We start from the raw sequence: 25,745 nt of genomic DNA, 5'->3' as shown, positions 1-25,745 counted from the left end.
CGGCGCTTCCATAGTGGAGTTGCGAATTCTGGCGCGCGAGCAAACCGAAAACCGCTGCGAAAGAGCCCGTGAGAAAGCCAGCGAAGGCACCGGCGAAGAATGCTGCTGTCGCCAAGAAGGTAGCCACGAAGACGAATTTCCGCGAGGCGCCGGAAGCTGCGACTGCAGGAAGCTATTGTGAAGAGACGAGTCAGGCGACCTGCAAGGTCGCCTGATGTTGCTTAAGCTCTGGGAGCTACAGTTTGTGGTTCACCAGCAAGGGAAAAAATTGGCAGCGTTAGAGAAAACGTTGCACCCTGGTCGAGGTTGTTCCTCGCGGTCAATATACCGTCATGTGCTTCGATAATTGAGCGTGAAACTGCCAGACCTATGCCCATGCCTTTTGCCTTTGAGGTGAGAAACGGCTGGAAAAGAGTATCGGGCTCAGCGATACCATTGCCGTTGTCAGAAATTTCGATTTTAACCAATCGTTCATCGAGCACAGCGCCGGTGATGCCGACTTGTGGTGTGCGGCCGGTATTTTCTGTTGCTTCGATTGCGTTCGACATCAGGTTGATAAGGACCTGCTGAATCTGTATCCGGTCGACGTTCACGTCTGGAAGATTGGCGGGAAACTCCGGCGTTATGGCGGCATCTCGCATAGTGGGGTCTTCTTTCAACAGTCTCACTGCGTCCCGGACCGTGCCAGGAATACTGCATTGAGACTTCTTGAGGGACTCTCCTTTGAACAGGGTCCGGATGCTCTGCATCGTTTCGTCGGCAGCATGGCCATCCCGGAGTATGGCCTCCACGGAAGAGCGCGCCTCGTCGAGATTTGGCGGGTTGGCGGCAAGCCAGCGCCGACAGGCGTGAGCATTGGCGATAACAGACGTAAGTGGTTGATTGAGCTCATGCGCTATCGAGGCCGATAATTCAGCGACCGTCGCAATCCGGGTCGCCCGAGCGAGTTGGGTTTGTACTTCTCGCAAGCTGTCTTCAGCACGTTTTTGTTCGTCGATGTCGATGTTCAGGCCGTACCATTGAACGATGTTGCCATCCGCATCGCGCATCGCTTCGGCGCGTACCTGATACCAGCGGTATTGCCCGTCCTTGCTGCGCATACGGCGGACGCCGGTGTAGGGTTCGCCAGTCTGAACTGAGTGTTTCCATCTTTGAAAGACCCTTTCCCAGTCATCTGGGTGGATGGTCTTCCTATATCCGAGGTCACGGGTTTCCGATATGTCCACACCGGCGTATTCTGCGAGTCTCCGGTTGAGGTAGGTCGGTTGCCCGCCAGCATCGGTGCACCAAATCATTCCTGGGATTGTTTCGGTAATCTCTCGCAGCTGGTGCTCGCGGTGCTGGAGTGCGACTTCCGTTTCCTTCAGGTCGTCAATGTTCGTGCAAACCAAGTACCAGTTGACGACGACCCCTTTGTCATAAAACGGTTCAGCGAGGAGGCGTTGCCATCTGTACGCGCCATCGTATTGCTGCATCCGGACGACGACATCGACGGGGCGACCTGCTTCAATACATTGCGCCCATTGGGCACGGGCAGCTTCTACATCTGTGGGGTGGATGTAATTCATCCATAGGTCACCGACAACCTCTTCGCGTGGACGGCCCAATGTGGCAAGCCCGACCTTGTTGACGTAAACGAGTTTGCCGGCGGGGTCTGCCACGCACACGCAAGCTGGCACGCAGTCAACCATTCGCCTGAAGTTTTGCACTTGGCTCCGAAGACGCGACTCCGCAATCTTGCGGCCGTTCATGTATTCCGGTTGACCGTCAATGGTTCGCGACCAGAGCTGACTGGCCAATCTCTCTATAGGCAAGTCAAACGGGTCATCTTTCATCCGGGCGTTAGATACCGGTTTCCTTGGGCGGCGAGAGACCAGTTCCGCGCATAGCCACGCTGCAAGAATCGTAACAATGGACCGGGTGATTGAGCTTGATGCGAGTACAGGATGGGGTAGGCCGACCAAGACCCAGACGATTCCTGTAGAGACGAAAGCGGCAGAAAGGCGGCCAATGTCTCGCCCCAACAAATGGGTGAAGAGAATTACAAGGACCAGACCCAGGCAGCCGGTATAGGGTTCGAGTAACGCCACGGTACCAGAGGCAATCGCAACGCCGATAGCCAGGGCGGCAACCCGAGAAAAGCGTGAGATTCGCACGGTAAGCAAGTCAGCCTCGAGTCCGACATTGACTGGCCTCGAGACGTTCTGGTTCTCTACCAGTCCTTCTTATGTTTCGTAACATGGCGGTGCTGATGAATGACCTCGATGCTTCGCACCCGCAACGAAGCGTTTATCGCGGCTGCCTCGCACGGGTTGTGCTCTTTCGAGTCGCATCATTGAGGGCCGGGCAGCGTTGAACGGCTGGTTGTTGGATGAATCGACAAGACTACTATGCGTCACGTCTTTGAAACGTTCTCTTCGACTGCGGTACCAATGACTCGTGCTCAGCGCTGGGTAATCGGTGACCCTACGACCCTCGCGTTCATACGCGTGCGCGAGTCCCTTTGGTCAGGCCAGGACCGACAAACTACGATGGCGTGATGGACTCGCGCAATTACATATTTATGTAGCCCCTCACGCGTTTTCGCGGCTGAAGGCTGAGTTGCCGGATGAACTTCCTCTCTCGGGCATCCGGGTCACGGCACTAGGCGAGCCCATTGCAGTCAAGACTGGGTCATCCCAATGGGACGCCATCACCGGGCAGTTCCTGCTCGACCGAAGTCGCTGAAATCAAGGGGGATGTCGTTTTCCTCGACACAATACCGGGCAAGAAGGAAGCGGCACTTCAAGCCGGGGAATGGTACGACCTTGGCGAGCTGCTGATGGAGTCGGATGTCAAAGGTGCGGAGCAGGCGTACCGGAAAGCGTTGGAGCTCTCGCCCGAGCCGTTTTACGAGGCCTATGTCGACCCGTGTGCAATGCTCTGCGAGGAGGAAGGGCGATGTGAAGACGCGCTTTGCATCTTCTGTACGGCGTCAGTCAGTCGACCAAGCCAATCAAGGGTGACGGCTCGTTTGAAATGCAATACTGCGTCATCGGGAAAATGCGACAGGGCCTCGCTACGAGCGATGCCTTGAACTCAATCCTTCATACGCAGATGCGCATCACAACCTTGCCATACTTCGCGACAGGCTTGGTGACAGGCAGGGCTTCGTGCGCCATCTGAGCGCCTATCGCGGGCTGAGCATCTGAAGGCGCAGACGAGATTGATGCCGTCGCGTCCGAAGTTGTACGTCAGCGGTTATAGTGAAGCTATGGCCGCGTAGTTGGGCTCCTATTCAAGACATGGAAGTTCGACGGACGGTCTAATGACGGCGACGGGTATTGGTCCGGACCATAGAAAGGTTAGGTAGCCGGTTGATGGACCGGTGATGGGTCTGCGAATGCAGACACACGAAGCCCGCAATATTCGCGCGGATGCCTACCAGCGCTGCTTAGAAGTTGACGCCAGCCATGCCGACGCTCATTTTAACCTTGCACGGCTGAGCGAGATTCGCGGGGACAAACAAGGTCTTGTACGGCACCTCAGTGCTTATCGTCGGCTGGTTGGCTGAAGTCGCCTCCCAAGCGGCGACGCACACCATTTTCGTTGACACGAGCACTCGGGTGCCAGTCAACATCGCGCGCGCCGGTGAAACCGCACGCGCGTAAGAACGGCGCAGCTCGCGCTGTTGCCTCAGTAGCATCGGGGTGCGCAAGCATGCGATTGGAGCCGGGCCGCTTCATTGAACCCCGCTCGTCGGCGCACCAATCTGCAACCCGAGTACGCACATGGAATCTCACGATAAGGACGAGCCGCTTGAGACCCGATTGGTTCAGGTCCGTGACCAAGTGCAAGGCGTGGGCTATCGGGAGGCCTGCGTACGGCGCGCGAAAAAACTGGGCGTCACCGGTTGGGCCGCAACCGGATGGACGGTTCGGTAGAGGCGATGCTGCAAGGCTCGCCGGAGCAACTGGCAGCCATGTGCGCCTGGCTCAGCGAAGGCATGTCCGCAGCGCTTGTCGAAGAGCTTGAGGTAACCGAGGTGCCCCCACCGTTTGCCCGCTTTGATAACTTCGAACGTATGCCCACGCTGCTAATGCCGGGGAATCGCTGCAGTGGAGGTTACGCTCAGCAGGGAGCTGGAACAATGTCGCGCAGCGCGCCCCGATGCGGATTGAAACGGATATGACAGCAACAGCCGCCAGTCCGCGTTCGGCCTTGAGCCGTCGGGCCGCTAGGATTCGTTCCGCGATTTGCGCGCTCGAATACCCGTCCAATATCATCTGCGAGCATGGTTTTTTGGGACCGCTATTGGTGAGGTGACCCCGTACTTCGCCGACGCGGTCGGCACATCCCAACGATGTAACCATTATGTAGAAGTTCATCGACATGACTTGTCCTCCACCCACGTTTTGCTTGTCCTCCACCCACAGTTTACTTCTCCTCCACACACGTTTTGCTTGTCCTCCGCCCACGGAAAATGGGTATCCACTTCTGAAACCTCCCCTGTAGCCAAGGAGTTTTCTCGGTCCACCGCTCCGGTAATCATATAATCTCTAATCTGTGTAATTCCCTATGCGTGAGCGAGGCGTCTCCCGATATTCGCTCCTGATAGCGCTTCTGTTCAATTCCTTGAGCTTGCGTGTATCGGTGCTCGTTTTCGAGCGTAGGGTTTATGGCAGCCAGAACAAGGAGTTGGCCCATGCGAGTGGCATCTCTCCCATCAAGACTGGCGTCCGCGCTGTTTCTTAGGACGCGGCGGCGCAGTTGAAAGTCACCGCGCCTTGGCACGTTCCCTGGCTGCCCTCTGCACAGTTTCAGGAAAGTTCTTAGCGCAAATCCGCCTGCGCTGCGGCCAGCGTCCTACTCGCGTCATTAGTTCACGTTTTCTTGTAGTCAATGTCGTAGGCGCCTGCTTTGTGCGACACGTCAATGCGACATCGCATGGCTTCAAGACTCTCCCGACGTCGCAACTCGGGATACTCACGCACAGCGACAGGCGGAAGTGGCGGACTTTCTGCTTGGATAGCAGGTGCAGCCGGCGCATGTTTCGAGCGCTTCGCCGCAAATTTTCGGTGGGTATTGGCGGACATGTTCATTCTCCCCGATTGAAGACGGTGAGGTCCTCCGACCGCCAGGCGTTGTCCGGGCTGTGAGCGGCCGCGAATAAACAGCTCCATCGTCACTTGCAGTCGTTAGAACGAAGGCCGGCACGTGAACGTCAACTACACCTTTGCTTTTCATCAGCATTCGCAGTCGTATGTGTAAGTTTCTATCTGGCACAGACAACGGCCCCTCCAACGCGCATCTGCCACCGTCACGTTCCGTCTGCATTCACCGCGAATACTCCCTTCAAACGAGAAGCAGATGGCGCGCGGAAAAACCATTGGCCAGCCGAGGCGGTCCAATGGTTCCGGGGAAGCTAGTGTACTGGCTGGTTACAGCGGCGTGATGTTTGCAGCCTGCTTGCCCTTCGGCCCTTGCTTGACCTCGAAGCTCACCTTCTGATTTTCCTGCAGGGATTTAAAGCCATTTCCCTGGATTTCCGAAAAATGTGCGAACAGGTCTTCGCCGCCGCCGTCCTGCGTGATGAAGCCAAAGCCCTTTGTATCGTTGAACCATTTCACTGTGCCTGTCTGCATTATCTGATTCCAAGGAAGTTAAAAAAGAGTCATTGACCCGCTGTAAAAACTCTAAAAGCGCCTCTGAAGGCGCTGGGCAGGCGTGCGGACGCCCGCCGAAATGGCTACTATCAGTTCCCGCTAAAAACAGTGTCTGGGCTTGGGAAGCGTTATTCGGTTTGCAATCTGCTTCGATGAAACTCGAAGGGCAGGCAGCGGCGCCATCTGCTTGTGCGACGCAAGTCAGCCGTTCCAAGCCTGTGCCCGTCAGATGCCCGCCAGGTGGAGGGAGCAGTCTCAGGCGGTCTCCATCTGACGCCTCGAATCTGCGGGAGCGCTGGCGAGACGGTCGAGCAATCGCTGTAGCCGTTCCCGTTGTCGTTGCAGCAGTCCGGGCGTCGCATACGCCTGAAGAACCCGGGCGCGCCAGTAAGTCTGGGCGAACAAGGAATCGGCGCCTTCTGCGCATAGGACCCGCTTAAGATGCGTAACTGCAGGGTCAAGGTTATGAGGCGTGTAGGGGCTCACCCAAGTGCCTGCTTTGGTGGCAACGTTCACTGTCTTCTCTCTCAGTCGTATGGTTTTCTGACTACCGGCACTCCGCAAGGTCCGTCGGCTTTAGCCCACAACGCCATTAGTAAGATGTTTAGTACGTTTTGCTAAATGTAATGAAAAAGATACAGGAAACATCGCCTCTCGATAAACCGGGTTTACCCCTTGGATGCGTGCACCTTTCGCTGCACGGCATATGCGCAACTTTTATATGATGTATCGAGACTCTACTGTCAGTGAAAAAGAGTCCCACCAATGGGCTTCTGGTTCGCGCCACATTCGACGTCATGCGTCCTCAGGACAGCGCCACAAAAGCGGCACGGCTCATCCGCCAGAGTTGCTTCGGGCACTGTGGAATTCGATGACGAGAGGCGTTCAATGCGAGACAGTTCGTTACCGGAAGGCACGGAACGCAAGATTGATGTGGGCGCAACGATTTCTGTTTTTTTATTTGACAGCGGTTTATTGGTGAACAAATAGTTGTACGTGTAACCATTTGCCAGTCTTGTCACCATAAAGCGCTGCGAGGGTTAACGATGACGTCACGAGGCCGTCATAACGTATACGTAGATTTGACCGGCAGCCGGAGAGCTGTATTGAATTGCACAACATAATATCTGAGAGAAGTTTCATAAGATGAATAGTTACACTAATACTATCGGTCATCTCGAGCGCAGTGCCGAGGATGACCACCTGAGACGCGCCGTGGCCGCACGCCTTGACAGGGCACTCAAACGCAGCAGCATCAGTTCGGCACGCGCAGCCAAGTGGTTGGAAGTGAATGAATACGACGTGGATTATTGGCGAGGCGGAATCACCGTGCCGCCGCTAAACGCCTGTCTGCGTCTCGCCACCCTTCTCAACCTCGACGTTCACTGGCTTTGCACAGGGCAGACCCGGGACGTCTAGTCCGCATCTCATGACGATGGCGGCGCATCGGGTCGGCGTGCCGTTCGCCCGTTTCATTCTTGTATGCCAAGGTCTGACTGGTGCGTGACGGTGCGTTCGCCGGCGTTGATAAGTCGACGCGACAGGCGTTGCTGCAAAACCGGGGTATCGATGTGACGGCAGCTAAACCTAAACGGTCTTCTGATGACGTCCAGCGCCTGGACGGTTGCGAGATGGAATTGGCGCGAGGGTCGTCGCATATTGCGAGCATGCTGTACGAGCAAAGCATTCACGCGGCGGTCAGCGAAACGCTTCTCCAGTTCGAGGCAGGCCATGGAGGCGAGGACCTGCAGGCATTTGCGTACGCACTTCTCGGGAGACTGGAGCAGCGGGGCAAGCCGGAGGCAGTCACGCTGCTTCGCGATTTCATGAAGCATGGTCGCCTGCCAGAGCTGACGGCCGGCACGTCAGCGACATCCGTGTCTGCCCGGAAACGCGTTGTCCCCCCGCGCAGCAAGCAACCCCGTTAATGACGCGTGGGCTGCAACGGCTGAAGCTGTTTGAACGCCGCCGGACGGTGTGGCGGAGAGAAGCTTCGTCCGGCGCGCACGTCGGAAACACAGGTTAGTTCAGGCAAAAGTACGATGGTCCTTCAACCGTAGCAAGAACCGGGGTAGAACATGTCAAAGCGAATCGCTTACGTAACCGGTGGTATGGGGGGAATTGGAACAGCCATATGCCAGCGGCTTTACAAGGACGGCCTAACCGTCGTGGCGGGATGCGGGCCCAACTCGCCGCGGCGGGAAAGGTGGCTGGCCGAGCAGGTCGAGCTTGGATTCTCCTTTGTGGCCTCGGAGGGCAATGTCGGTGACTGGGAAGCGACCGAAGCGGCATTTGCAAAGGTAAAGAAAGAGGTCGGAGAGATTGACGTGCTGGTGAACAATGCCGGCATTACGCGGGACGGCGTGTTTCGCAAAATGTCGAGGGAAAACTGGAACGATGTCATCGACACGAATCTGACGAGCCTCTTCAACGTGACCAAGCAGGTCATTGAGGGCATGATTTCCAGGGAGTGGGGGCGCGTAATCAATATCTCGTCGGTGAACGGACAGAAGGGACAGTTCGGGCAAACCAACTACTCAACTGCCAAGGCGGGCATTCACGGCTTCACGATGTCACTTGCTCAGGAAGTAGCCACAAAGGGCATCACGGTGAATACGGTTTCCCCCGGGTACATCGGGACGGATATGGTTCGCGCCGTACGTCCCGATGTACTGGATGCAATCGTCCAGAGTATTCCGGTACGTCGGCTCGGAGAAGCGACCGAGATTGCCTCCATTGTCTCGTGGCTTGCCAGCGACGAAGCCGCTTTCGCCACTGGTGCTGACTTTTCGTTGAACGGTGGCCTGCACATGGGCTAGCAGCCGCCGACGCCTGAACCGGCGCGAAAGCGGTTGCCCCCGGCGTTCGCGACAGAGCGCCGGAGACGCGGAAGGGCCTCGTACGCGATGTTTTTTTTGCGCTGCAAATATTCCTTGACGGCACGCAGAAGACGCAGAAGCGTACCGCACCGGACGCGCACCCAGGTAGACCTGTTGCACCGGACCTGCCGTCGAGACAGTACGCCGCGAATTTCACCCGCACTCACGGAGACCTACATGCACGATGAGCCATGCATCGAACCAGCTTCAAAACCCGTCGGGTCAACGACACTGCGTTATCTTGAGCGCGATGCCCAGAACCCCGGCACTGCGCTCGTGTATTGGCTGGGGAAAGCGGAGCCGTCAAGCGAGGCGAACTTCTTCGAAGCGACACGGAAATTTGGTTCGCTGATGCAACTTGTTCTTCCCGATGAGCGCCCGGGCGTGTTTGTGAACCGGAGCGCCGTCCATGCCGTTCAGGATTTTGGCGTCGTTAAACGGCTTGTATTCAAGGATAGGTCCTCGCTCGAGGTCCGATACAGCGGGTCTTGCAGTGACCTCCACGACGCGTGACAGTCATATGTCGCGCCGCCCGTCGAAAGCGCCTATTGCTGGTAGCAGATTCATCGTGAAAAGTTGGTGGCTCAATTGGTGAATGCCAGTATTCCTTCGTCTACATGGCGGGATGTCGTGGCACTGGAACGACCGGATAACATCGGACCCGGTAGAGCTGCCGGGGCTCTTTCGCCGCAGACAATAGCAACTTATCTGCGGGTCGAGTGCCCAGATGATGCAAGTGAGGAACAACCCGTCTCAGACCTTCGCTTTGGCGGAGAACCCTCTGGAGGCTCCGCTCGCTGCGAGCAAAATGGATGCGTTCTGAGAACGGTGGGAATTGTCCGCGAGCGTGCGTTGCCGAACGTATGGAAATGCCGCGAAGTTACAGAGTGCAACGTCTACCGGAAGGCTTTAGCACCATATGGACTCCCAGCCATTCAGTTATAAACAGCACGTAATAGTGCCTTTCGCATCAATCTCGAAGCTAGGCTATGCGGCAAGCGTATTTGTCACGCGCCCGACCGGAAAGTGCAGCGCATTCGGAATTCTCGCCTATTTCGTCTCGGAGAATGCCGCGCTCCAGTATGCCGCTGCGTATGCTCAAGCTTACATTGACGGCACAACACTTCCGAAACCGCCGTTCACCCGGATTCGGTCTGTCCAGCGACCATCTGGCAGCCGCACCTGCGTGACCAAAACCTAACAGTAGGCAGGTCATGCAACGTACGTATCAATATCGGGGCTTCGTGGCGACTGTTGAAGTCGAGCTGCTGCCGACCGTTATCGTCGCGGACTCGGTTGTCGCATCGGGAGGTTTCCTGGTAAAGGTTGGCGTGCGTCATCCGCCGTCCGGGCGGGAACTGCCTCCGGCTTTCCTGCCTAACGTGGGCGAGCGGCCTTTTGCCACGGAAGCAGAGGCCCTGATGGCCGGGTTTAGCTTCGCTCAACGGCTGATTGAAAACGCGCTCGAACAACCGTGAGAATTTACCGCTCCGCACCGACGCGAAGGCTTTTGGGCTTCCCTTGACGCAGTTTCGACGGCGTAATTTCGCAAAAAATCTGACCGGGAATAACGAACGGCAGGGCTAATTCCACATCTTGTGTATGCCTGAAAGCACAACCATTCGGTCGGTTTGAGAGAGGCCGATAGACAGTGCCTGCCCGGTTGTCTTCGGCAAGTTCGTGAAACCGCTATCGCACTTCCGCGTTTCGCCGAGCGGCAAAAAATAGCCGCCAACCTGTCCGTCGTAGACGACAAGCTGGACGTCATTGCCCGCCAGATTGAGACCACCCGGACCCTCAAGCGTGGATTGATGCAGACGCTAATCCCCGTTTGTTGACTCTGAATCCATGGCTGGCAAACGCGCCCGGCGGTGTGAACGCTGACTGGATTGCAAACGCACTTCCCGGTGCGACGCTCAAACCAGCCTTACCATTCGGCACAGTTGGCGAACTGTATCGGCCATACGTGTGCGAGCCAAATGGCCGAGGAAATCGCGGAGTCCGCTGTTCTCGAATCGTATGCCTCGCTATAGTTCTGGCGACTTTCTCGTGCGCAGGAGTAACGGATGGCCGACCGGTTGACGGTGCAGCAGTTTCTCGACGCGTTACGCGCACAGAGCATCACGCCGCTTGTCGATACGCCGGCGGTGAGAGCGAGCGTCGACAACCGAGCACGCGTTTTCTGCGTGGGCTATCCAATCCAGGACCGGTGGCCGGTGCTGGACCTTGAGGCCGCCTACGAACAGACGCTCAACGACCTGCCAAACCGCGGCGAAGTAGAACTTGGTCCAGGCGGGGTTCCAACGGTTTTCTTGTCTCTTAAAGCCTGCTGCCCGAATCTCTGAAAAGTGCGCGAACAGGTCCTCGTCACCGTCATCGGGCGTGATGACACCAAAACCCTTTGCGTCCTTGAACCACTTCACAGTACCTGAAGCCGTAGTTTCGAAAACCTGTTGTTTGACGATGTGTCGCCGACGGGTTGACCTCCCAGCCGCTCCCTTCGAATACAGCCTTACGCCAGGCCTTCGAAAATCCCCCGAGTCCGCTCGTCTATGCAGAAAACACCAGCGCAGTCCGAGAGTGCGATTCGAGGCCTTCCCCGGGTCGCAGCCCGCATCGAGCAGCCACCGTGTCATATAAAGCAGCGGGACACGACTAACGCATACCCCGGACCCTCACGCCGCAAGCGTCCAGCGTATCCGGGTTTAATCGGCCGTTTGCGCATTGCCGCTATGCAAACGGTCCGCTCGTTAGCGGCACATCGACGCGACCCAAGCGTGTCGAACTTGCAGGAGAAGTATCATGAAGTATTCACTGAAGCTCGCTCTGGCCTGCTGCACCGTTGCTGGAATGTGTGCGACGGGCGCCGCGTTTGCTGAAGGTGGTGGAAATGGCAATGGTGGGAGTGGCGGAGGCAACGCGCATGGCGCGGCGACGGCCGGCATGACCTACCACGGGGACCCTGTCTCGGGCCCGCTGGCTGCGATACCCGGCAAAGTGGAAAACAGCACATCCGGGTATGGCGGTGTATCCGGAAGCACCATCGCAAGTGGTAGCTTAACCCCCTCCGGATTGTCTACATGTGGTCATTTGCCACGATGCAACGCCGACAGCGGCCACTAAACAGAAGAGTCGAAAACGGTGGGGCATCCGTCGAATCGGCGTGCCTCACCGCGACAGTATGACGGCGTTACATGTGCCAGACTGTCGCAATCCTTAAGCGTTTCTTAAGGATTGCGACCAGTCACATTGCCAAAATCAGTTTCTTGAACTATATCAACCACTGTTTCACCGTATGCGACCTGTTCATGGACGAAAGCGGTCGGCCGGTTTCATCAAGAGCCAGCGATTCGTGGAACGTGCAGACTGCGGTGAATAACACCGAGAGTTATCTGCGGCTCTATCTGCGCTTACAACAAGCACTTTTATAAAGCACGTGACTAAAGGAGGCGTCCCTTAGTACATTCGGCGTCCCTATTCCCTAGAACTTAGGTCATATGCCCTCGAGAAATTTATATGCCTCGTGGCTTGCAAACAACCAGACCCTGCCCTAGGCTTTACCCAGATATTGAAGGTATATCCCTCGCCTCAACGTAAGCATGTTGTGGTGTCCGGGGCGATGTAGTGAATCAAGACGAATTGGCGACTATGGACACTGGCTTCCAGCACGTATTCACGAGACCCCGTCAGTAGCGCGCTGGCGCGCCCTCTCCGGTGTACGCGTGCGCTTGTCTCTGTGACTGATTAACACAGAGCGTGGGCGATTACGTTTGCTCGCTTCTGGTCCATCCGGAGACGGACGTCGCATGGCACGACGGGCGAAGTCCGTCGTCACTCATAAATGCGCCTCAATAGCAGTTTCGCAATTTCTGCGGCCGACTTGTTGAGCCATTGCCGTCCGGCATCGCGTTGGCCGTTGTCCGTCGCTATTCGAACCGACCACGCGATTCTGGCCCACCCGGAAACACGCCAGGGCCCATCGGAGGTCGCATGAAAAACATCGCCTCACTCATCAGGAGAGCAATGCAGGCATCAAGCATCACAGCAGTCGCGAACGCGTTAGCCTGTATAACCTCGCAAGGCAGAAACATAAGCATGCACAGCGCAGTGTTGCTCTCCATCTGCTGCGTGGCACTGCTTGCAGGCCCGGCCGCGCGGTCACAGGCTGCCCAGCGGACGAAGATAGCCTAGGAAGGGCATGAGCATAATTCGAAGTACACCCAGCAACACACACTGGACATTGGCGACTTGCCAGGCCATACGATACGGCTTTCCGAGCTTCATCGAACTTTTCCGGACGACCCGCCTGCCTTTGCTGGTGTGGCAATTAAAGACTACTGGTCTCGCGGCGAAAGTGAGAGCCTGGCTGGCAATGGCCCGGTTTTCACTTACTCAGTCTTCAACATGGCCAATGGGGACAAGATATTTGGCCGGTTTGACGGCGTAGCCCAGGCAACGGCCGGTCAATCGGCCGACAAGAGGACGGTCGTGGGTAACCTCGTGCTCACGGGCGGGACGGGAAAGATACGGGGCATTCGAGGCACGTTGCACGTTTTGACTAACGTCGACCTCTCAAAAAACCTGAATGATACCAGGTACGAAGGCGAATAGTGGATGGGAAAGGAGTGACGCCCTGCGCATCCGTCGCGGGAAGCAACCAACTGTGGAATAGGAGATACATCGTGGCAACCTATATCAGCCTGTGGAACTTCACGGACCAGGGCATCCGTACGGTGAAGGACACCACAAAGCGAGCCGACATAGTGAAAGAGACGGCGCAGAAAGCCGGCGTGACCGTGAAAGACATCTATTGGACTTTGGGAGCCTACGACGGCGTGTCCCTTTTCGAGGCCCCGAACGACGAAGCCATTGCCGCTCTTGGACTGGCGGTTGGAGCGCTGGGCAGCGTTCGCACGCAAATTATGCGTGCTTTCTCTCTTGACGAGATGAATGGTGTCCTTGGCAAACTGCCTTGAGGGCAATATTGGGGCGCGTCGGATGACGGGGCAATGTTGAGACCCGTCGAGAGCTGCGAGAAATAGAACCCCGCATATGCCAAAGACGTAGTGCCTCGTTTTTTTGTCGCTCGGGTTGCCGGGCACAGGAGATGGCCATGCTTCGCACGCACGTAGTAATCCTAACTACCGCCGTCACGGCGCTGTTTCTGAGCGCGCAGCCCGCGTATTCATCTGGTGAATGCTCAGCGTCGACGCTGAAAGGCGCCTACTCATTCAGCGCGCACGGAGAACTACTCGGCATTCTGGACACGTCAGTATCCCCGCCAGCGCTTTCCCCGCTCACCACGCCGATTGTTCTTGACGGTGTCGCCCTTCAGAACTTCGATGGTGCCGGCAGCTTTACCCGAACCGATTTCCTTAATACTAATGGCTCGCCCAGAGGCGGGCAGACTATGTTCAACCCAAACCAGCACGGAACCTACACCGTTAACCCGGACTGCACAGGTACGATGCATATCGTGTACGACAGTGGCGCGGTACTCGACCTTCAGATGGTGATTGCAGACGATGCCCGAACCATAAAAGCCATAATCAGCGCGGAGACGGTGCCCACGTTCCCCACCTCGTCAGGTAAAACGTGTGACGCGACCACCGGACCCTGCTCAATCGGGGTCCAGGTGAGCCTCGAGGGGCAAAGGACACATGACCGGGTCCGGGACCGCGACCACTAGGCCGGTCCCGAATAGTCAGGCTGATTTTGTGTACGCTAAGTGAACCTGGCCGGCAGCAGCATGGGCTGCTCGCGATGGCGGGCTGTGTCGAGGGCGCCGCCCGTCAACAGCCCGTCCGTGAGCCGTTCTCAGACGCCGACGACGTGTTCGCAGAACCACTCGTTGAACGCGTCGAAGTCCTGCACGGTCAGCCCGAGCCGGTGCGCATTCTCGCAGACCCGCACCAGCATCCGGCACGCAGCCCCCTCTAGGTCGGCTTCGAAGTCGGGCGCATTGGTTCTATCGAAGTGCCGCAGCGCGTAGGCTACACAGTTGTCCGCGTCATTGAAGGTCTTCCGGTCCGGCGGCCGGTCGCGCAGGTTCGTGTGCGCCAAGTCGGTCGCATCGAACTTCCAGTCCACGCCCGCCTGCTGTCCCCTGTTCCGCAGCGCTTCGCCCAGTACCCGTTCGGCCGCGCTGGCCGGGGTGATGACCGAGGCGAAGCGGCGGCGCTCTAGTGTTGCCGCCGACGCCAGTTTGACCCGGATGCCGACATTCGGTTGAACCGCCAGAGAAAGCCCAAATCGCTGCTGCTGAAACGTTTTTCTACTTGGAAACAGTGGTCAGTCCGCCGTCGGCATGTGGGTCGATACTGTGTCGGCGTCAACAATGTTCACGGACACAGACACAAAAGCGCATCCAGGAGGTCTCTGCCTACTTCCAGTATCGCTTCCACTCTGCGTTCAGTGCCAATTTCAATGGCGATGCCGGTGTGCAAGCTATGGATTCGAATGTCGTCCGCGGGTCTGAAGCGCTGGTTTCTGATTGGAGCACATGCCAGATGCTTGAGCGCTTCAAGGACCGCCGGAGGGTTCAGCCCATCAATCCGTTTGCGAAGCAGTCAACTTGGCGTCACGGAACGGCTTTCGTTGCATGTGGGCAGGCATAAAAGCAAAAAAGCCCCTCAGACTTCCATCGCGAGGGGCTTCCGTTCCGGCGGTCCGGCTTAGACCGCGGCGTCCTTCAGCTTCTTCAGCGGGCGCACTTTCAGACGTACTGAAGCGGGCTTTGCGGCAAACCATTTTTCTTCGCCCGTGAACGGGTCCTTGCCGAAGCGCTTCTTCTTTGCCGGCACGTCCTGAGCAACAACCTTCAGCAGACCCGGCAGCGTGAACTCCTTCGCACCCTTCTTGTGGACCGATGCGAGCACTGTTTCTTCCAGAGCGGCCATCAATGCCTTCGCCGCTTTCGGCTCGACACCTGCGCGCTCGGCAAGATGGGTAGCAAGCGAAGCCTTCGTGAACGAATCCTTGATGGGCTTCAACGGCGTGGCAGCGACCGCCTTCTTCGTGGCAGGAGTCGCCGCCTTCTTTACCGTCGGCGCCTTCGCCTTTTTCTCGACCGGAGTCGTCACCTTCTTCGGAGCCGGCTTTGCTGCAGCTTTCGTTGCCATAGATTCCTCGTCATTGGTCAAAGGTTGGCCCGGGGTCCTTGCCTTTGCGTAGTCACCGACAATGCGCAAAGGTCCAAATCCTCAAGCTGGCGCTAGGGTAGCAATTCGCATTTGAATCCGCAACGGGCGAGGCCCTAAAACAAGGGGTTTTGTGCAGAAGGAATGCAAAAACGGCGACCTGTACCCGTCCAGAGGAGGCTGCGCTCACGAAAACGGCTACGCGACAGGGTTTGACGCAGGGCGAGAGGGGTAAACCGCTCGCGCGAGTCCAGCGTCGGGTGCCGGAATCGGCAATGAGGCATGCGAGCGCTTAAGGTGATTGGTGTTTGCTGAAGGATGTCTATTTTCCTATGGCTTAAGCGAAGGGGGCACCTTCCGGCAATGCGCCGTGCAAAGCATCGACTTGGATGCATCACAAGTCATAGCGCCTGCGAAACTATCTCGTCTTGTTGGAGACGTTTCGTGCGTCGACCCTTGAAGACAGTTCTGCTATTTGAACCTTCCGCCAATGCTCCTCAAGACGTAATCGACAACAGCTAGCGGACGGTCGATACGCATGGCATAGTGCGGACATCTCAAAGGGAGAGAAAAAATGACAACTTTGGAATCTATGCAGGCAAAAATTAAAAAGCTTGAGCAGCAAGCCGAGGCTCTGATTGCGAAACAGTCATCGGGCGTCATCGAGAAAATTCGCAAGCTGATGGCAGAACACGGCCTGACGGCTGCGGATATTGAGGGGCATGCTGGCGGCAAGGGGCGCGCGAGGAAGGTCGGAGCGAAGACTGTCAGCAAAGGGGGCACTGCCGCGGTCAAATATCGCGACCCGAAGAGTGGCGCGACGTGGACCGGACATGGCCGGGCACCCCAGTGGATTGCAAGCGCAAAAAATCGAGATAAATTCCTTGTTGATGGAGGTAAGGCGACGGCGACGCCAGCACCTGCGAGCAAAGCGAAGGCTGCTGGCAATTACGTCCGCGGTCCGCAGCCTGCGCTTTATCGTGACCCAAAGAGTGGCGCGACTTGGAGCGGGCGTGGGCGGGCGCCGACGTGGATTGCTGAAGCCAAAGACCGAAGCAAATTTTTGATTGCAGGTGGCGCTGAATCGACTGTTGCTGCGACGGCCAGTGCTGTGAGCAAGGCGCAGGCTGTCGGCAAAAAGGCGGCATCGAAGTCAGGCGGTGCGACTGCGGGCAAGGGGCAGCCAAAAGGTCCGCAGCCGGCCAAATATCGCGACCCGAAGTCTGGCGCTACCTGGAGCGGACGCGGTTCGGCGCCGGCGTGGCTTGCTGGTGCCAAAGAACGTTCGAAGTTTTTGATTGATGGCGTTAGCGGAGTTGCGGATTCTGCCGCTGCGAGCAAGCCGAAAGCCGTCGCGAAGAAGCCCGCGACAACGACTGCGGTAACGAAGAAGGCACCGGTGAAAAAATTGGTTGGCGCCAAGAAGGCGGTTACGAAGTTGCCTGTCGCAACCGCGCCAGAAGCTGTGACTGCTCAAGCGACCGCGTAAGCCTGGACACAGAGCTCGCTTTTCGTTGCGTCGGGACGCGCGATTAATGCGGTCTACCGCGAACGGGCCCGCAGCGCGTCCAGACGCGCGGCGCATTTTGCGTTCGAACCACCGCGCTTGTAGGCCTGCGTGGCCTTTGCACTGTCTGGAACGACGTCGCCGGGAGCACTTCTGTCCCAGTGCCCCTCCCAGTACAAACCAAGGTTGTACGCGGCTGAACGGTGTCCAAGCTCCAGGGCCGTGGCATACATGTCCTTGGCCATCTCAAGGTCGGCGTCCATGCCACGACCGAGCCGCGCACTGTCCGCAATAGCCGCTGCCGCCATGCCGCGCAGCGGCTCGCTCGCGGTATCGTCCTTCAGCACGTCGCCCAGAATGACGTGTCCGCCCTCTTAATCCGCAGGCCCACCTGTCTCCGTGACAAGAGACAGTGCAAGCGCGACCCGGAGGGAGGGATGCCGGCCAGGGCCAACCCGCTCAAGCAGTCGCCGGCCGAGATAAGGCGCGCCCGACAACGGGCTTGTGAGCAGGCCATTCGCAATGGCCGCGATAGATTCAAGTGAAAGAAATCCGACCTTGTTTGCTGATACAACGTGCCGGAAGAACCTTTCCACGTCGAGTGACGGGTCGCACTTGCGAAGTTGTGCCCACTCGCGTTCAATTTGGCCCAACCAGCTGGAATCTACCGACATCAGATTTGGCGTCCTGTGGTGAGTGATGAGGGCGATGATACCTCACCGCGCCTCTCGCCTCCGCCCCATCATTGGTTGGCGACGCTCGTCAGGTACTCGAATGTAGGCGCACTCAAGCCGGCTGCGGAGTGCGGGTGTCCCGCTGCTGCATCTTAAACGTATGTGAAGTCGCCGAGTTGGGACTTGAGATAACGCCCGGCACACATGAACATCACGCGCCGGACTATTTCGGCAGTTGAAATTCAAACCGGCGGAGAGGCGTTCCGCATCTTCACGAGCGGCTTCCTCGCCTGCCGGGCGACACCATCGTTAAGCTTTGCACTACATCAGGCCGGAACACCAGGCAGTATGTCGAGCCTCCGTATTGGAAGTATCCCAACTCGCCGCCTTTCGCATCTTGCTGACCAGGAAGCGCCTCAATGACGCACGACGACACATCGCCCATGCCCACAAATATGCAGCCGACGAGGCCAATCTCCGGGTCGCCGCAGTCGATGACGATAACGGCGCGCGCTGCAACCGCGGTCGTGCAACCCTGTGAGTCGTTCAGCCCGCGCGGGTCGCTACCCTCCGATTCAGCATCGGAATAAGAGCTTCCATCGACGTGGTACGCCTTTACTATCCTGCCGCTTACACGACCAGCCCGCCGTTTCGGTGCATGCGTAGTGACGGCGATTGCGGGTCGTCTTGATAGCTGCGGATTGCCGACTCGTATTTCTTGAAGAAGTCAAAACTCACGTGTGTGTTCGTCCGTTTTATTTGTTCAATGTCGCGCCGCTTTGCGTTTTGCATTGCTCCTGGCGCATCTGGTGAATATCCGCATTGATGCCGTGAAATATCGGCAGGCTGTGCGGGGCGAGAGCGAGGATTGTAAGTAAAGCGAATGTCAATATCGAGAGGCATAAAGGTGAAATCGCAGCTGTCTATGCTGAACTTCTCGTGGACCCGACCAGCTTTCGAATATCACACAGATACAATAGTGCCAACAACTAGCTTGAAAGGGTTTTAAGGGAGCAACGGCGGCCAGTTTGACGCATGGACTGAAAAAAGCGTTCTGGATACCTCGGCTTGTCGTTTCAAATGAGGCAGAGGGGCGGTCGCCGGGTTCGAGTCGGGTTGCGCAGCAGTTAGGGCGACAGCATCAGCTCGGTCGAACGACTCGATGTCGACGAGTTCGGCAAAGTGATGGCCGAGTGCTACTTTTTTCGGTTTTTTCGCTTTGATGCCCTAGCTGCTTTCGCACGGTTGAGCCTTGTTCTGAGTTCGCGTTCCCGCCGGAGCCTTTCGACATCGGGTTTCGTATCGACATTTGTGACGAAATTCGGATACTCCGTGGCCCTCACGTGTTTAAGCTCTAGGTCATTGGACAAGATTCCGAGCTCTCGCCGGTAGCGCTCTGCTTCCTCCCGCTCATCATCAGCAAGATGCCCGCAGAGATACACAAACAAATCTTCTGAGGCTCCGCGGTAGTCCTTGTTCGGATGGTCGAGCGCAATGCCGATGAACGTCGAGCCCGCCGGCAGCCGCAACTTCGCGCACTTGCAATAGGCATGTAGCACGGCGACTCGATGTCGGCGGTACTCTTCATAAGTTTCGGCAGGCTCCTTCGGCACCGTTACGAAAACATAGACCAGATGCGGGTCTTGCTCGCTGGTAAATAATCGAGCGATTCGACCTCCCTTTCTGCCTGCCGACTGAAGCAGGCCGCGCAACGCGTCGACCAGCATGCGTCTGCGGAATCGCGACTCTCCGGCAATCAGGCGCAGTGCCTTTTCTGTTTCACCGTTGTCCTGCTCGAACCCGGGCGCGACCAATGCGGGGTCGCCGAGATGGATGAAGTTTTCTACCATGTGGTCCCAGGCATAGCTGGGTTTGTCCATCTTCTTTTTGGCGATGTATTGAGGGTCGGCTAGCAGACCTTCGTAGTAACCTTCTTCTAACACGACGATGTCGTGCTCCTCATGGCGTGCTCGTCGCGGCAAGAAATTTCGACCCAGTTCATCGCCGTGGGTGAGATACGCAGACAGCATTTGCTCTTCGCCTGCGGCCCACACGGCGCGGTTTGGCTTGCAAAGAAAGGCCTGGCGGTCTCGAAGATAGGAAATGAAGTCCGACGCAGTGTCCATCTCTGCAAGGACAAACTCGAGGGAAAACTCGTCGAGAACGTGAACGAACGCCTTATCGGGCGACACTATTCCTATTGTAAAAGGATTGTGGCCGTGGTCGGCGCCGACGACGTCTGTACGGATTTGAAGCGTCCCCAAGCTTCCGGGAAAGTGTTCTGCGCAGGCCTCAAAGCTTCCCCGGGTGACGGCGACCAGGTGGAAGCGTGCGACGTCCGGGCGCGGAATGGAAACGGGTAGTCGCCGCTCGCAGGCGCTGTCGAGAAACACCCGGCCCGGGAACCGCTTCGCCCAGTTCATTGCACCGTGCAACTGTTTCGCGGACTCGTCGACGGCCCGTTTGTACCAACGCTTCCATGCAACGTCGAGTGGCTTATCTCGTTGGAACTCGACGTGCTTGTCGGAGAAGACAATAACGTCGCCGCCAAAAACTACTAAAACGTCGGCAAATTCCTTTGCGCTCCCGCGGCCATTACGCATATCTTGGTCAGTATGCAGGTTTGCGAACGACCAGAGACTAAGAAACGAGCGCCGGCATAGCCTCATGAGCAGGCGCTCCGACGCGTTTACCCCATCCGCATCTGAAATATCAAAGATGCCACTAGGCGCCGCTGCCCGCACTTTTGCTTCGCCCGCAGCAGCGGGGCTGGGCGGGGTGTTCTCGTCTGCTGTCACAGGCGAAATTTCGTCTGACACCCTGAACCTCACAATTTTAAAACCGCAACCTGGCTTGAGTTATTCCTCGCCGTTCCGGAGCCCGACGTTCGAGATTTTGTATTTTTTGGAAACCTTGCTGACGGGTCCGACCAGATTTCGTCTTAGAGTTTCTCGCGTTCGATTTCTTGATGGACATGGGGCATACAGGCCACTTCCTATTCGTGCACAAAGCAGGGGTGCGGAAGGCGCTGCCGGCAAATCAGGCGACATCGGCGACGTAATCGAACACTACCGCATTCTTCGCTTCAAACTCATTTAAAGGCTTCAGGTATCACCGCGAGAGCAGCCAAATAAGCGGCGCCGTCGTCTTTCCCGCTCGTCAGGCGGATTTTAGCAACTGCTTGTAAGGACGCAACTGAGATGCCTTTGCGGTCCAATAACCTGATGTGTTAAGGTGTTGCGTTTAGACACCATTACGGTTCCGGAGGCGTTGAAATGTCGCGACCGAAGCTCAAAACAGAAGCGACGACGGTGAAGATGACGCCGGAGGTCAAGCGGCTTTGGGAGCTGGCATCAGCCCAAGAGCGGCGCACTCTTGCCAACATGTTCGAGGTGATGGTTCGAAAGTACTGCGACGATATGGGCATAATCCCGCCGTCGCGTCTCGATATTCACGAGCAACGCAGCTGAGCCATACTGGCTTAGCGCATTAATAAACGAAATCTGCATTCGGAGATGACGGGTGACCTACGAGAGCTTGAGCACGGAAGAGCTCATTGAAATCCTAAAGCGGCGAGACGATACTGCCTCTTATGGCTTAGTCTGGGAGCGTCAAGGTATTGAGCAAGACAAAAAGGTCAATCGAGACTTTGTCGGCTTGACTACGGAATCGAACCTATCGGTCGGTCCTGCGGACGGCGGAAATTTCATCATCGAAGGCGACAACTTCGACTCGCTTCGCGCACTTGCAACAACACATTCTGGCGCATTTCACCTTATTTACTGCGACGTTCCATATAACACCGGAACGAAAGATTTCGTTTATAACGACCATTTTTTCGATAAGAATAATCGCTATCGCCACTCTACATGGCTGGAGTTTATCTATCAGCGCATGCTGCTCATCAAGCAACTGCTCCGCGAGGACGGGGCTGTCGTTGTCTCCATTGACGATAACGAACTGTTCAATCTCGGTCTTCTGATGAACCAAGTATTCGGCGAAGACAAACGGGTTGCTACTTGCATCTGGCAAAAGCGTTACAGCCGTGAAAACCGTGAAGCCATCGGCGACGCTCACGAGTATTTGCTGGTCTACAGCTTGAATCCGAGCAAGTTCAAGACTCGCCGAGGTCTGATTCGCCTTTCGGGTAAGCAGGCCGCCGTTTACAAGAATCCAGAAAACCCTGACGAGACCGACCCTACCAAGCGCTGGCGCTCCATCCCTATGACGGCACAAGGCACTCGACCGAATCAGATGTATACGGTCGTGTCACCTTCCGGGAAAAAGCACAAGCCCAAAAGCGGGCGCTGCTGGAGCTTGCTGGAGGATGAGTTCCTCGAATTGGACAAAGCGAATAAAATTTGGTGGGGCAAGAACAAGTCTTCCCAGCCAGGTTTGATTCGGTACTTGTCAGAAGTGGACGGCATCGTTCCATGGACGTGGTGGCCTCACGACGAGGTGGGCCACACGGATGAGTCGCGCAAGGAAATAGAGGCCTTCTTTGGGACGCAGACGGCGTTCGATACGCCAAAACCGGTGCGGCTGATGGAGCGATTGATTCAGATTTGCGCCCCAGAGAAGGATGCGTTGGTTCTCGACCCATTTGCCGGGTCGGGCACTACGGCTCAAGCGGTACTTCAGGCAAACAAAATCGACCATGGGATGCGCCGGTTCGTGCTGCTCTCAAGTAGCGAGTCTACCGACGAGAATCCGGACAAGAACCTTTGCCGTGAAGTATGTGCAGTCCGGGTTCGAAAGGTCATCGAGGGATACGATAAATCTGTGCGCAAGAAGACAGGCCCCGCGACTGTTCGCATGGAAGGTACGGGTGGAGGGTTCCGGTACCTGCAAGCTCATCGCATCCCCATGCACCGGCTGGAAGAGGCCTTGACCGATGATATGGTATGGAATTTCGCGTTGATGGCTTGCGGCCACGAACTAACGCCGCTATCGCATCCGTTCTCAATTTCAGTGAGACCGAGCGACCAACACATGGTTGTGTACTGCGCCACTACAAAACAGCACACGCTCATTGACCTGGCAAAAGCCGTCGAGGCTCACGCGGGCAAGGTTGCAATTCTGTCTTGGGCTCCTGAAATCGTCGAGGAGGCGCTTGGTGGCCTGGCGGACCGTGTAAGTCTGGTTCATGTGCCCGACGACCTCAAGCGGGTCTTCAAACAAGGTAATGTTCGCGCATCCAACACCGAAGGAGCAGAGTCGTGAGCCGAGTCGCGCCATTGAAATTTCAAGACAAGCATATCGACGTCTTGACCAAGCGATTCGGAACGCTCAAAGAGCGCTACGACTCGCTCGGCCCATCACGTTCTGGCTCGGCAGTGGAGGTCATTCGAAAGAACAGTGCTTGTGTCTTACTGCAAGCGCCTACCGGTAGTGGCAAGACTCTCATTGGCATTGAGGCCATAGCGAAGTTCTCCGCTACGGAGCGAGTAATTTGGTTTTGGTTCGCGCCATTTGCCGGCGTGGTTTCTCAGACGAAGCTAGCGCTTAAGGCACAAGCTCCCGCGTTAAGCCATCTTGAGATTGGGTCCGACCGCAAGGCGGCGAACCTCACGCAGGGAGCAGTTTTCGTCCTTACTTGGCAGACGGTCGTGTCTACATCCAAAGACGCACGATTGGCTCGACAAACCGGTGACCGTGGGCTTGGCGTGGATGACCTGATTGATACTGCCCGCAAGGAAGGGTTCCGGATTGGTGTGGTGGTAGACGAAGCTCATCACGGCTTCGTGAAGGCATCTGGTGCGAGCAAGTTCTTTGCTGAAGTCTTGAAACCGGACTACGTGCTGCTTATGACGGCCACACCCCGTGACGCGGACGCAGCTGCCTTCTCCAAGCTCACAGGCTATGTCATAGGCGGCCCCTCCGAGTGGGCTTCGGTGACGCGAGAGGAAGGAGTGAAGGCGCAACTCCTTAAGACGAGTATAAAAGCAGCGCGATTCATTGCAAAGAGCCAAGACGACGCCCAGCTTCTGAAGTTCGAGGAAGTGGCGTTGTCCGAGTGTGCAATTATGCATCGACACATCAAGGACCAACTGAAGTCGACTGGCGTCGACTTGGTACCGCTGATGCTTGTCCAGGTGCCAAACGGCGACGATGCAATCGCTGCCGCGCATAAATATTTGACCGACACTTTGAAGTTTTCTCCGGAGTCGGTGAAAAGCCATACAGCGGCAGAGCCGGACCCAAACCTACTCGCGCTTGCACGTGACCCATCTATCGAAGTCATCATCTTCAAGATGGCCATTGCCACTGGCTTCGATGCACCGCGAGCTTTTACGCTCGCCGCCCTGCGCGGGGCTCGCGACAAGGCATTCGGTATCCAGGTCGTTGGACGCATCTTGCGCGTTCATAAGCTCTTGCAAGGCAAGATGGACGTTATTCCTCCGGTCCTGCGGTACGGCTACGTATTTTTGGCCAATAGCGAAGCTCAAGAGGGTCTTCGTACCGCTGCCACGGAAATCAATCAAATGCCCGAGCAGTTGGCTGAGGCGACGCCTTCAACGGTAGTCACGATTGTTGCTGGCCAAGCCCATGTACAGGTGGTTCATGCGGGCCAAACCTTATCTTTGTTGCCGGCCCAGGAAGAGGTCGATGGGGGTGAGGTTTCCCTTGCCGAGGTTGAGGAGAGCACCGACGGAACTGGACAGCCGTGGCGACCCGGAATGCAGACAACGCTCTTTGACACTCTCAACGCGGACGCGGGTGCTGAGAAGAGCCTCGTTGCCGGTCTGGGCTCAACATCCAAACTGGTTGAGGCATTTGAATTAGAGGCTAGCACGGCCCTATATCGTTATGCACGAATCCCGGGGGTACCTAAGGAGCTCGAAACGGAGAAGCTTCCGAAGACCGCCGACGATGTCGAGCAGCAGCTTGCAAACTACATTGACTTCACACCGGTGTTGGCGGACAGAGGGAAGATTCGGACCAAGCTTACAGAGCGAATGTCAGACGTGTTCGCGCCGGACGCGCCTGAGGATAGGGACATCTTCGCAAAGCTCTCACCGGCGGCAATCGCCGAAAAAGCTAGGCAGAGTGCCTTGTCCTTTCCTGACGCAGATAGGCGAGAACTGCTCAAGTCACTCAAAGCTCGTTTGAAAGGATGTTTGCTCGAGGGTGGCTTCGAAGTTCCGGAGTCCGAGGAAGAGCTAACCCAGCAGCTTGAGCTCATTCTCGTACGAAATGAGAGCCTCGTGCGCAACGCCTTCAAGAGGTTACGCGCGGACCAAGTTGTCGTGACAAAGGCGCACTTACCTGAAGCAATCGACAGCATCATCCCGCTTCCGCCAGCGAAGCGGGCCTCATACGGTATTTTTCCGGTCAGCCTGGGCACGGACGAAATCAAATTTGCCGAGATGCTGGACACTGCGGGTTGTGTAGAGTGGTGGCACCGAAACGTGCCAGGTGCGACATCCGCTGAGAGTGTGGGCTTGTACAGTTGGTCCGGCGGTACCGGGTTTTACCCGGATTTTGTCGTGAAGCTCAAAGACCGGAAGGAAGGGGACGGGATTGCGCTCATCGAAATAAAGGGCCGCCACTTGCTTCAGTACGAAAAGGCAAAGGCTGCTGCACGACATCCGTCTTATGGCCGGGTCTTCATGGTCGGCAGAGTGAAGCCCGAGGGTGATTTCCGTTTGTGGAGACTTACTAGCGAAGGTGAGCTTGTAGATGACGGCAAGTTCGAGTTCGTTAGGCTATATCACTCGTAAATGCGCATACCGCCTTCGTCTTAAATAGAAATGCGGGACGCGACGGGGCACTCAATGTTGAATGGTCTGTGAGTTGACTTTCGCAATGTCTGCCCCGCCGCCGCAAAGGTTTAGAAAGCCCTCTCAGCCGGGAACTGCTCTCACTTATGGGGAGACGACTCTGTCTCGTTAAGAGGG

At 56.7% G+C, this 25,745-nt stretch carries 19 protein-coding genes and 3 pseudogenes; 12 read left to right on the top strand and 10 right to left on the bottom strand.

Features of this window, described 5'->3' with window-relative positions; all coding sequences use genetic code 11:
- Positions 1–221 precede the first annotated feature (221 nt).
- Positions 222–2,156: a PAS domain-containing sensor histidine kinase gene (locus ABQJ48_RS24685; protein WP_367840654.1), complete on the bottom strand. Its 1,935-nt coding sequence runs from the start codon at positions 2,154–2,156 to the stop codon at positions 222–224.
- A gap of 867 nt (positions 2,157–3,023) precedes the next feature.
- Here ABQJ48_RS24685 and ABQJ48_RS24680 point away from each other — a divergent pair.
- Together ABQJ48_RS24680 and ABQJ48_RS24675 are read left to right on the top strand one after the other, a co-directional pair.
- Positions 3,024–3,191, top strand: a complete 168-nt coding sequence (locus tag ABQJ48_RS24680; protein ID WP_367840653.1) for a tetratricopeptide repeat protein — start codon at positions 3,024–3,026, stop codon at positions 3,189–3,191.
- Between the two features lie 579 nt (positions 3,192–3,770).
- Positions 3,771–4,075 (top strand): annotated as a pseudogene (locus ABQJ48_RS24675) (acylphosphatase); the annotation flags it as partial.
- A gap of 787 nt (positions 4,076–4,862) precedes the next feature.
- Here the strand turns inward: ABQJ48_RS24675 and ABQJ48_RS24670 are convergent.
- The 3 genes from ABQJ48_RS24670 to ABQJ48_RS24660 all read right to left on the bottom strand — a co-directional run bounded on the left by ABQJ48_RS24670 (position 4,863) and on the right by ABQJ48_RS24660 (position 7,480).
- Entirely contained in the window at positions 4,863–5,075 is a 213-nt protein-coding gene (locus ABQJ48_RS24670) for a hypothetical protein (RefSeq protein WP_367840587.1), read from the bottom strand.
- Between the two features lie 345 nt (positions 5,076–5,420).
- Complete coding sequence (locus tag ABQJ48_RS24665) at positions 5,421–5,624, bottom strand: cold-shock protein (RefSeq protein WP_367840586.1); 204 nt, start codon at positions 5,622–5,624, stop codon at positions 5,421–5,423.
- 1,493 nt (positions 5,625–7,117) lie between these two features.
- Positions 7,118–7,480, bottom strand: coding sequence for a hypothetical protein (locus ABQJ48_RS24660; protein ID WP_367840585.1), 363 nt, complete (start codon positions 7,478–7,480; stop codon positions 7,118–7,120).
- Between the two features lie 243 nt (positions 7,481–7,723).
- Between ABQJ48_RS24660 and ABQJ48_RS24655 the strand changes: the two genes are divergently transcribed.
- The 4 genes from ABQJ48_RS24655 to ABQJ48_RS24640 all read left to right on the top strand — a co-directional run bounded on the left by ABQJ48_RS24655 (position 7,724) and on the right by ABQJ48_RS24640 (position 10,869).
- Positions 7,724–8,464: a 3-ketoacyl-ACP reductase gene (locus tag ABQJ48_RS24655; protein WP_367840584.1), complete on the top strand. Its 741-nt coding sequence runs from the start codon at positions 7,724–7,726 to the stop codon at positions 8,462–8,464.
- Positions 8,465–8,701: 237 nt separating this feature from the next.
- Positions 8,702–9,037, top strand: a complete 336-nt coding sequence (locus tag ABQJ48_RS24650) for a hypothetical protein (RefSeq protein WP_367840583.1) — start codon at positions 8,702–8,704, stop codon at positions 9,035–9,037.
- 731 nt (positions 9,038–9,768) lie between these two features.
- Positions 9,769–10,002, top strand: a complete 234-nt coding sequence (locus ABQJ48_RS24645) for a hypothetical protein (RefSeq protein ID WP_367840582.1) — start codon at positions 9,769–9,771, stop codon at positions 10,000–10,002.
- Between the two features lie 588 nt (positions 10,003–10,590).
- Positions 10,591–10,869 carry a hypothetical protein gene (locus tag ABQJ48_RS24640; protein ID WP_367840656.1) on the top strand — a complete coding sequence of 93 codons (279 nt, stop codon included), beginning with the start codon at positions 10,591–10,593 and terminating at the stop codon, positions 10,867–10,869.
- On the opposite strand, the pseudogene ABQJ48_RS24635 reads toward ABQJ48_RS24640, so the two are convergent.
- Positions 10,828–10,989: pseudogene (locus ABQJ48_RS24635) on the bottom strand (cold-shock protein); the annotation flags it as partial. The gene ABQJ48_RS24640 and the pseudogene ABQJ48_RS24635 overlap by 42 nt on opposite strands.
- A 2,217-nt stretch (positions 10,990–13,206) precedes the next feature.
- Between ABQJ48_RS24635 and ABQJ48_RS24625 the strand changes: the two are divergent.
- Positions 13,207–13,500, top strand: a complete 294-nt coding sequence (locus ABQJ48_RS24625) for a GYD domain-containing protein (protein ID WP_367840581.1) — start codon at positions 13,207–13,209, stop codon at positions 13,498–13,500.
- 137 nt (positions 13,501–13,637) lie between these two features.
- Positions 13,638–14,213, top strand: a complete 576-nt coding sequence (locus ABQJ48_RS24620) for a hypothetical protein (RefSeq protein WP_367840580.1) — start codon at positions 13,638–13,640, stop codon at positions 14,211–14,213.
- A 128-nt stretch (positions 14,214–14,341) separates the two neighbouring features.
- Here the strand turns inward: ABQJ48_RS24620 and ABQJ48_RS24615 are convergent, their stop codons facing one another.
- Complete coding sequence (locus tag ABQJ48_RS24615) at positions 14,342–14,614, bottom strand: hypothetical protein (RefSeq protein WP_367840579.1); 273 nt, start codon at positions 14,612–14,614, stop codon at positions 14,342–14,344.
- Between the two features lie 584 nt (positions 14,615–15,198).
- A complete protein-coding gene (locus ABQJ48_RS24610) occupies positions 15,199–15,645 on the bottom strand; it encodes an HU family DNA-binding protein (protein ID WP_367840578.1) in 447 nt (148 codons plus the stop codon).
- Between the two features lie 592 nt (positions 15,646–16,237).
- Between ABQJ48_RS24610 and ABQJ48_RS24605 the strand changes: the two genes are divergently transcribed.
- Positions 16,238–17,152, top strand: coding sequence for an H-NS family nucleoid-associated regulatory protein (locus ABQJ48_RS24605; protein ID WP_367840577.1), 915 nt, complete (start codon positions 16,238–16,240; stop codon positions 17,150–17,152).
- Between the two features lie 53 nt (positions 17,153–17,205).
- On the opposite strand, the gene ABQJ48_RS24600 is transcribed toward ABQJ48_RS24605, so the two are convergent.
- From ABQJ48_RS24600 to ABQJ48_RS24590, 3 genes and pseudogenes are all read right to left on the bottom strand, one after another.
- Complete coding sequence (locus ABQJ48_RS24600; RefSeq protein ID WP_367840576.1) at positions 17,206–17,517, bottom strand: hypothetical protein; 312 nt, start codon at positions 17,515–17,517, stop codon at positions 17,206–17,208.
- A gap of 598 nt (positions 17,518–18,115) precedes the next feature.
- Positions 18,116–18,505, bottom strand: a pseudogene (locus ABQJ48_RS24595) (phosphatidylserine decarboxylase); the annotation flags it as partial.
- Positions 18,506–19,040: 535 nt separating this feature from the next.
- Complete coding sequence (locus ABQJ48_RS24590; RefSeq protein WP_367840575.1) at positions 19,041–20,642, bottom strand: hypothetical protein; 1,602 nt, start codon at positions 20,640–20,642, stop codon at positions 19,041–19,043.
- 477 nt (positions 20,643–21,119) lie between these two features.
- Here ABQJ48_RS24590 and ABQJ48_RS24585 point away from each other — a divergent pair, with 477 nt between their 5' ends.
- From ABQJ48_RS24585 to ABQJ48_RS24575, 3 genes are read left to right on the top strand one after another with little or no spacing between them, the layout of a single operon-like run.
- Positions 21,120–21,314, top strand: coding sequence for a hypothetical protein (locus tag ABQJ48_RS24585; RefSeq protein WP_367840574.1), 195 nt, complete (start codon positions 21,120–21,122; stop codon positions 21,312–21,314).
- A gap of 52 nt (positions 21,315–21,366) precedes the next feature.
- Complete coding sequence (locus ABQJ48_RS24580) at positions 21,367–23,067, top strand: site-specific DNA-methyltransferase (protein WP_367840573.1); 1,701 nt, start codon at positions 21,367–21,369, stop codon at positions 23,065–23,067.
- The gene (locus ABQJ48_RS24575) at positions 23,064–25,568 is read left to right on the top strand and encodes a DEAD/DEAH box helicase (protein ID WP_367840572.1); all 2,505 of its coding nucleotides are present in this window, start codon (positions 23,064–23,066) and stop codon (positions 25,566–25,568) included. Before ABQJ48_RS24580 ends, ABQJ48_RS24575 begins: the two co-directional genes overlap by 4 nt.
- Positions 25,569–25,745 lie beyond the last annotated feature (177 nt).

The organism is Paraburkholderia suaedae, assembly GCF_040812055.1.
Classification (GTDB): Bacteria; Pseudomonadota; Gammaproteobacteria; order Burkholderiales; family Burkholderiaceae; genus Paraburkholderia.
Note: the sequence above shows the minus strand (reverse complement) of the source record. Positions and strands in the feature narration are given on the sequence as shown.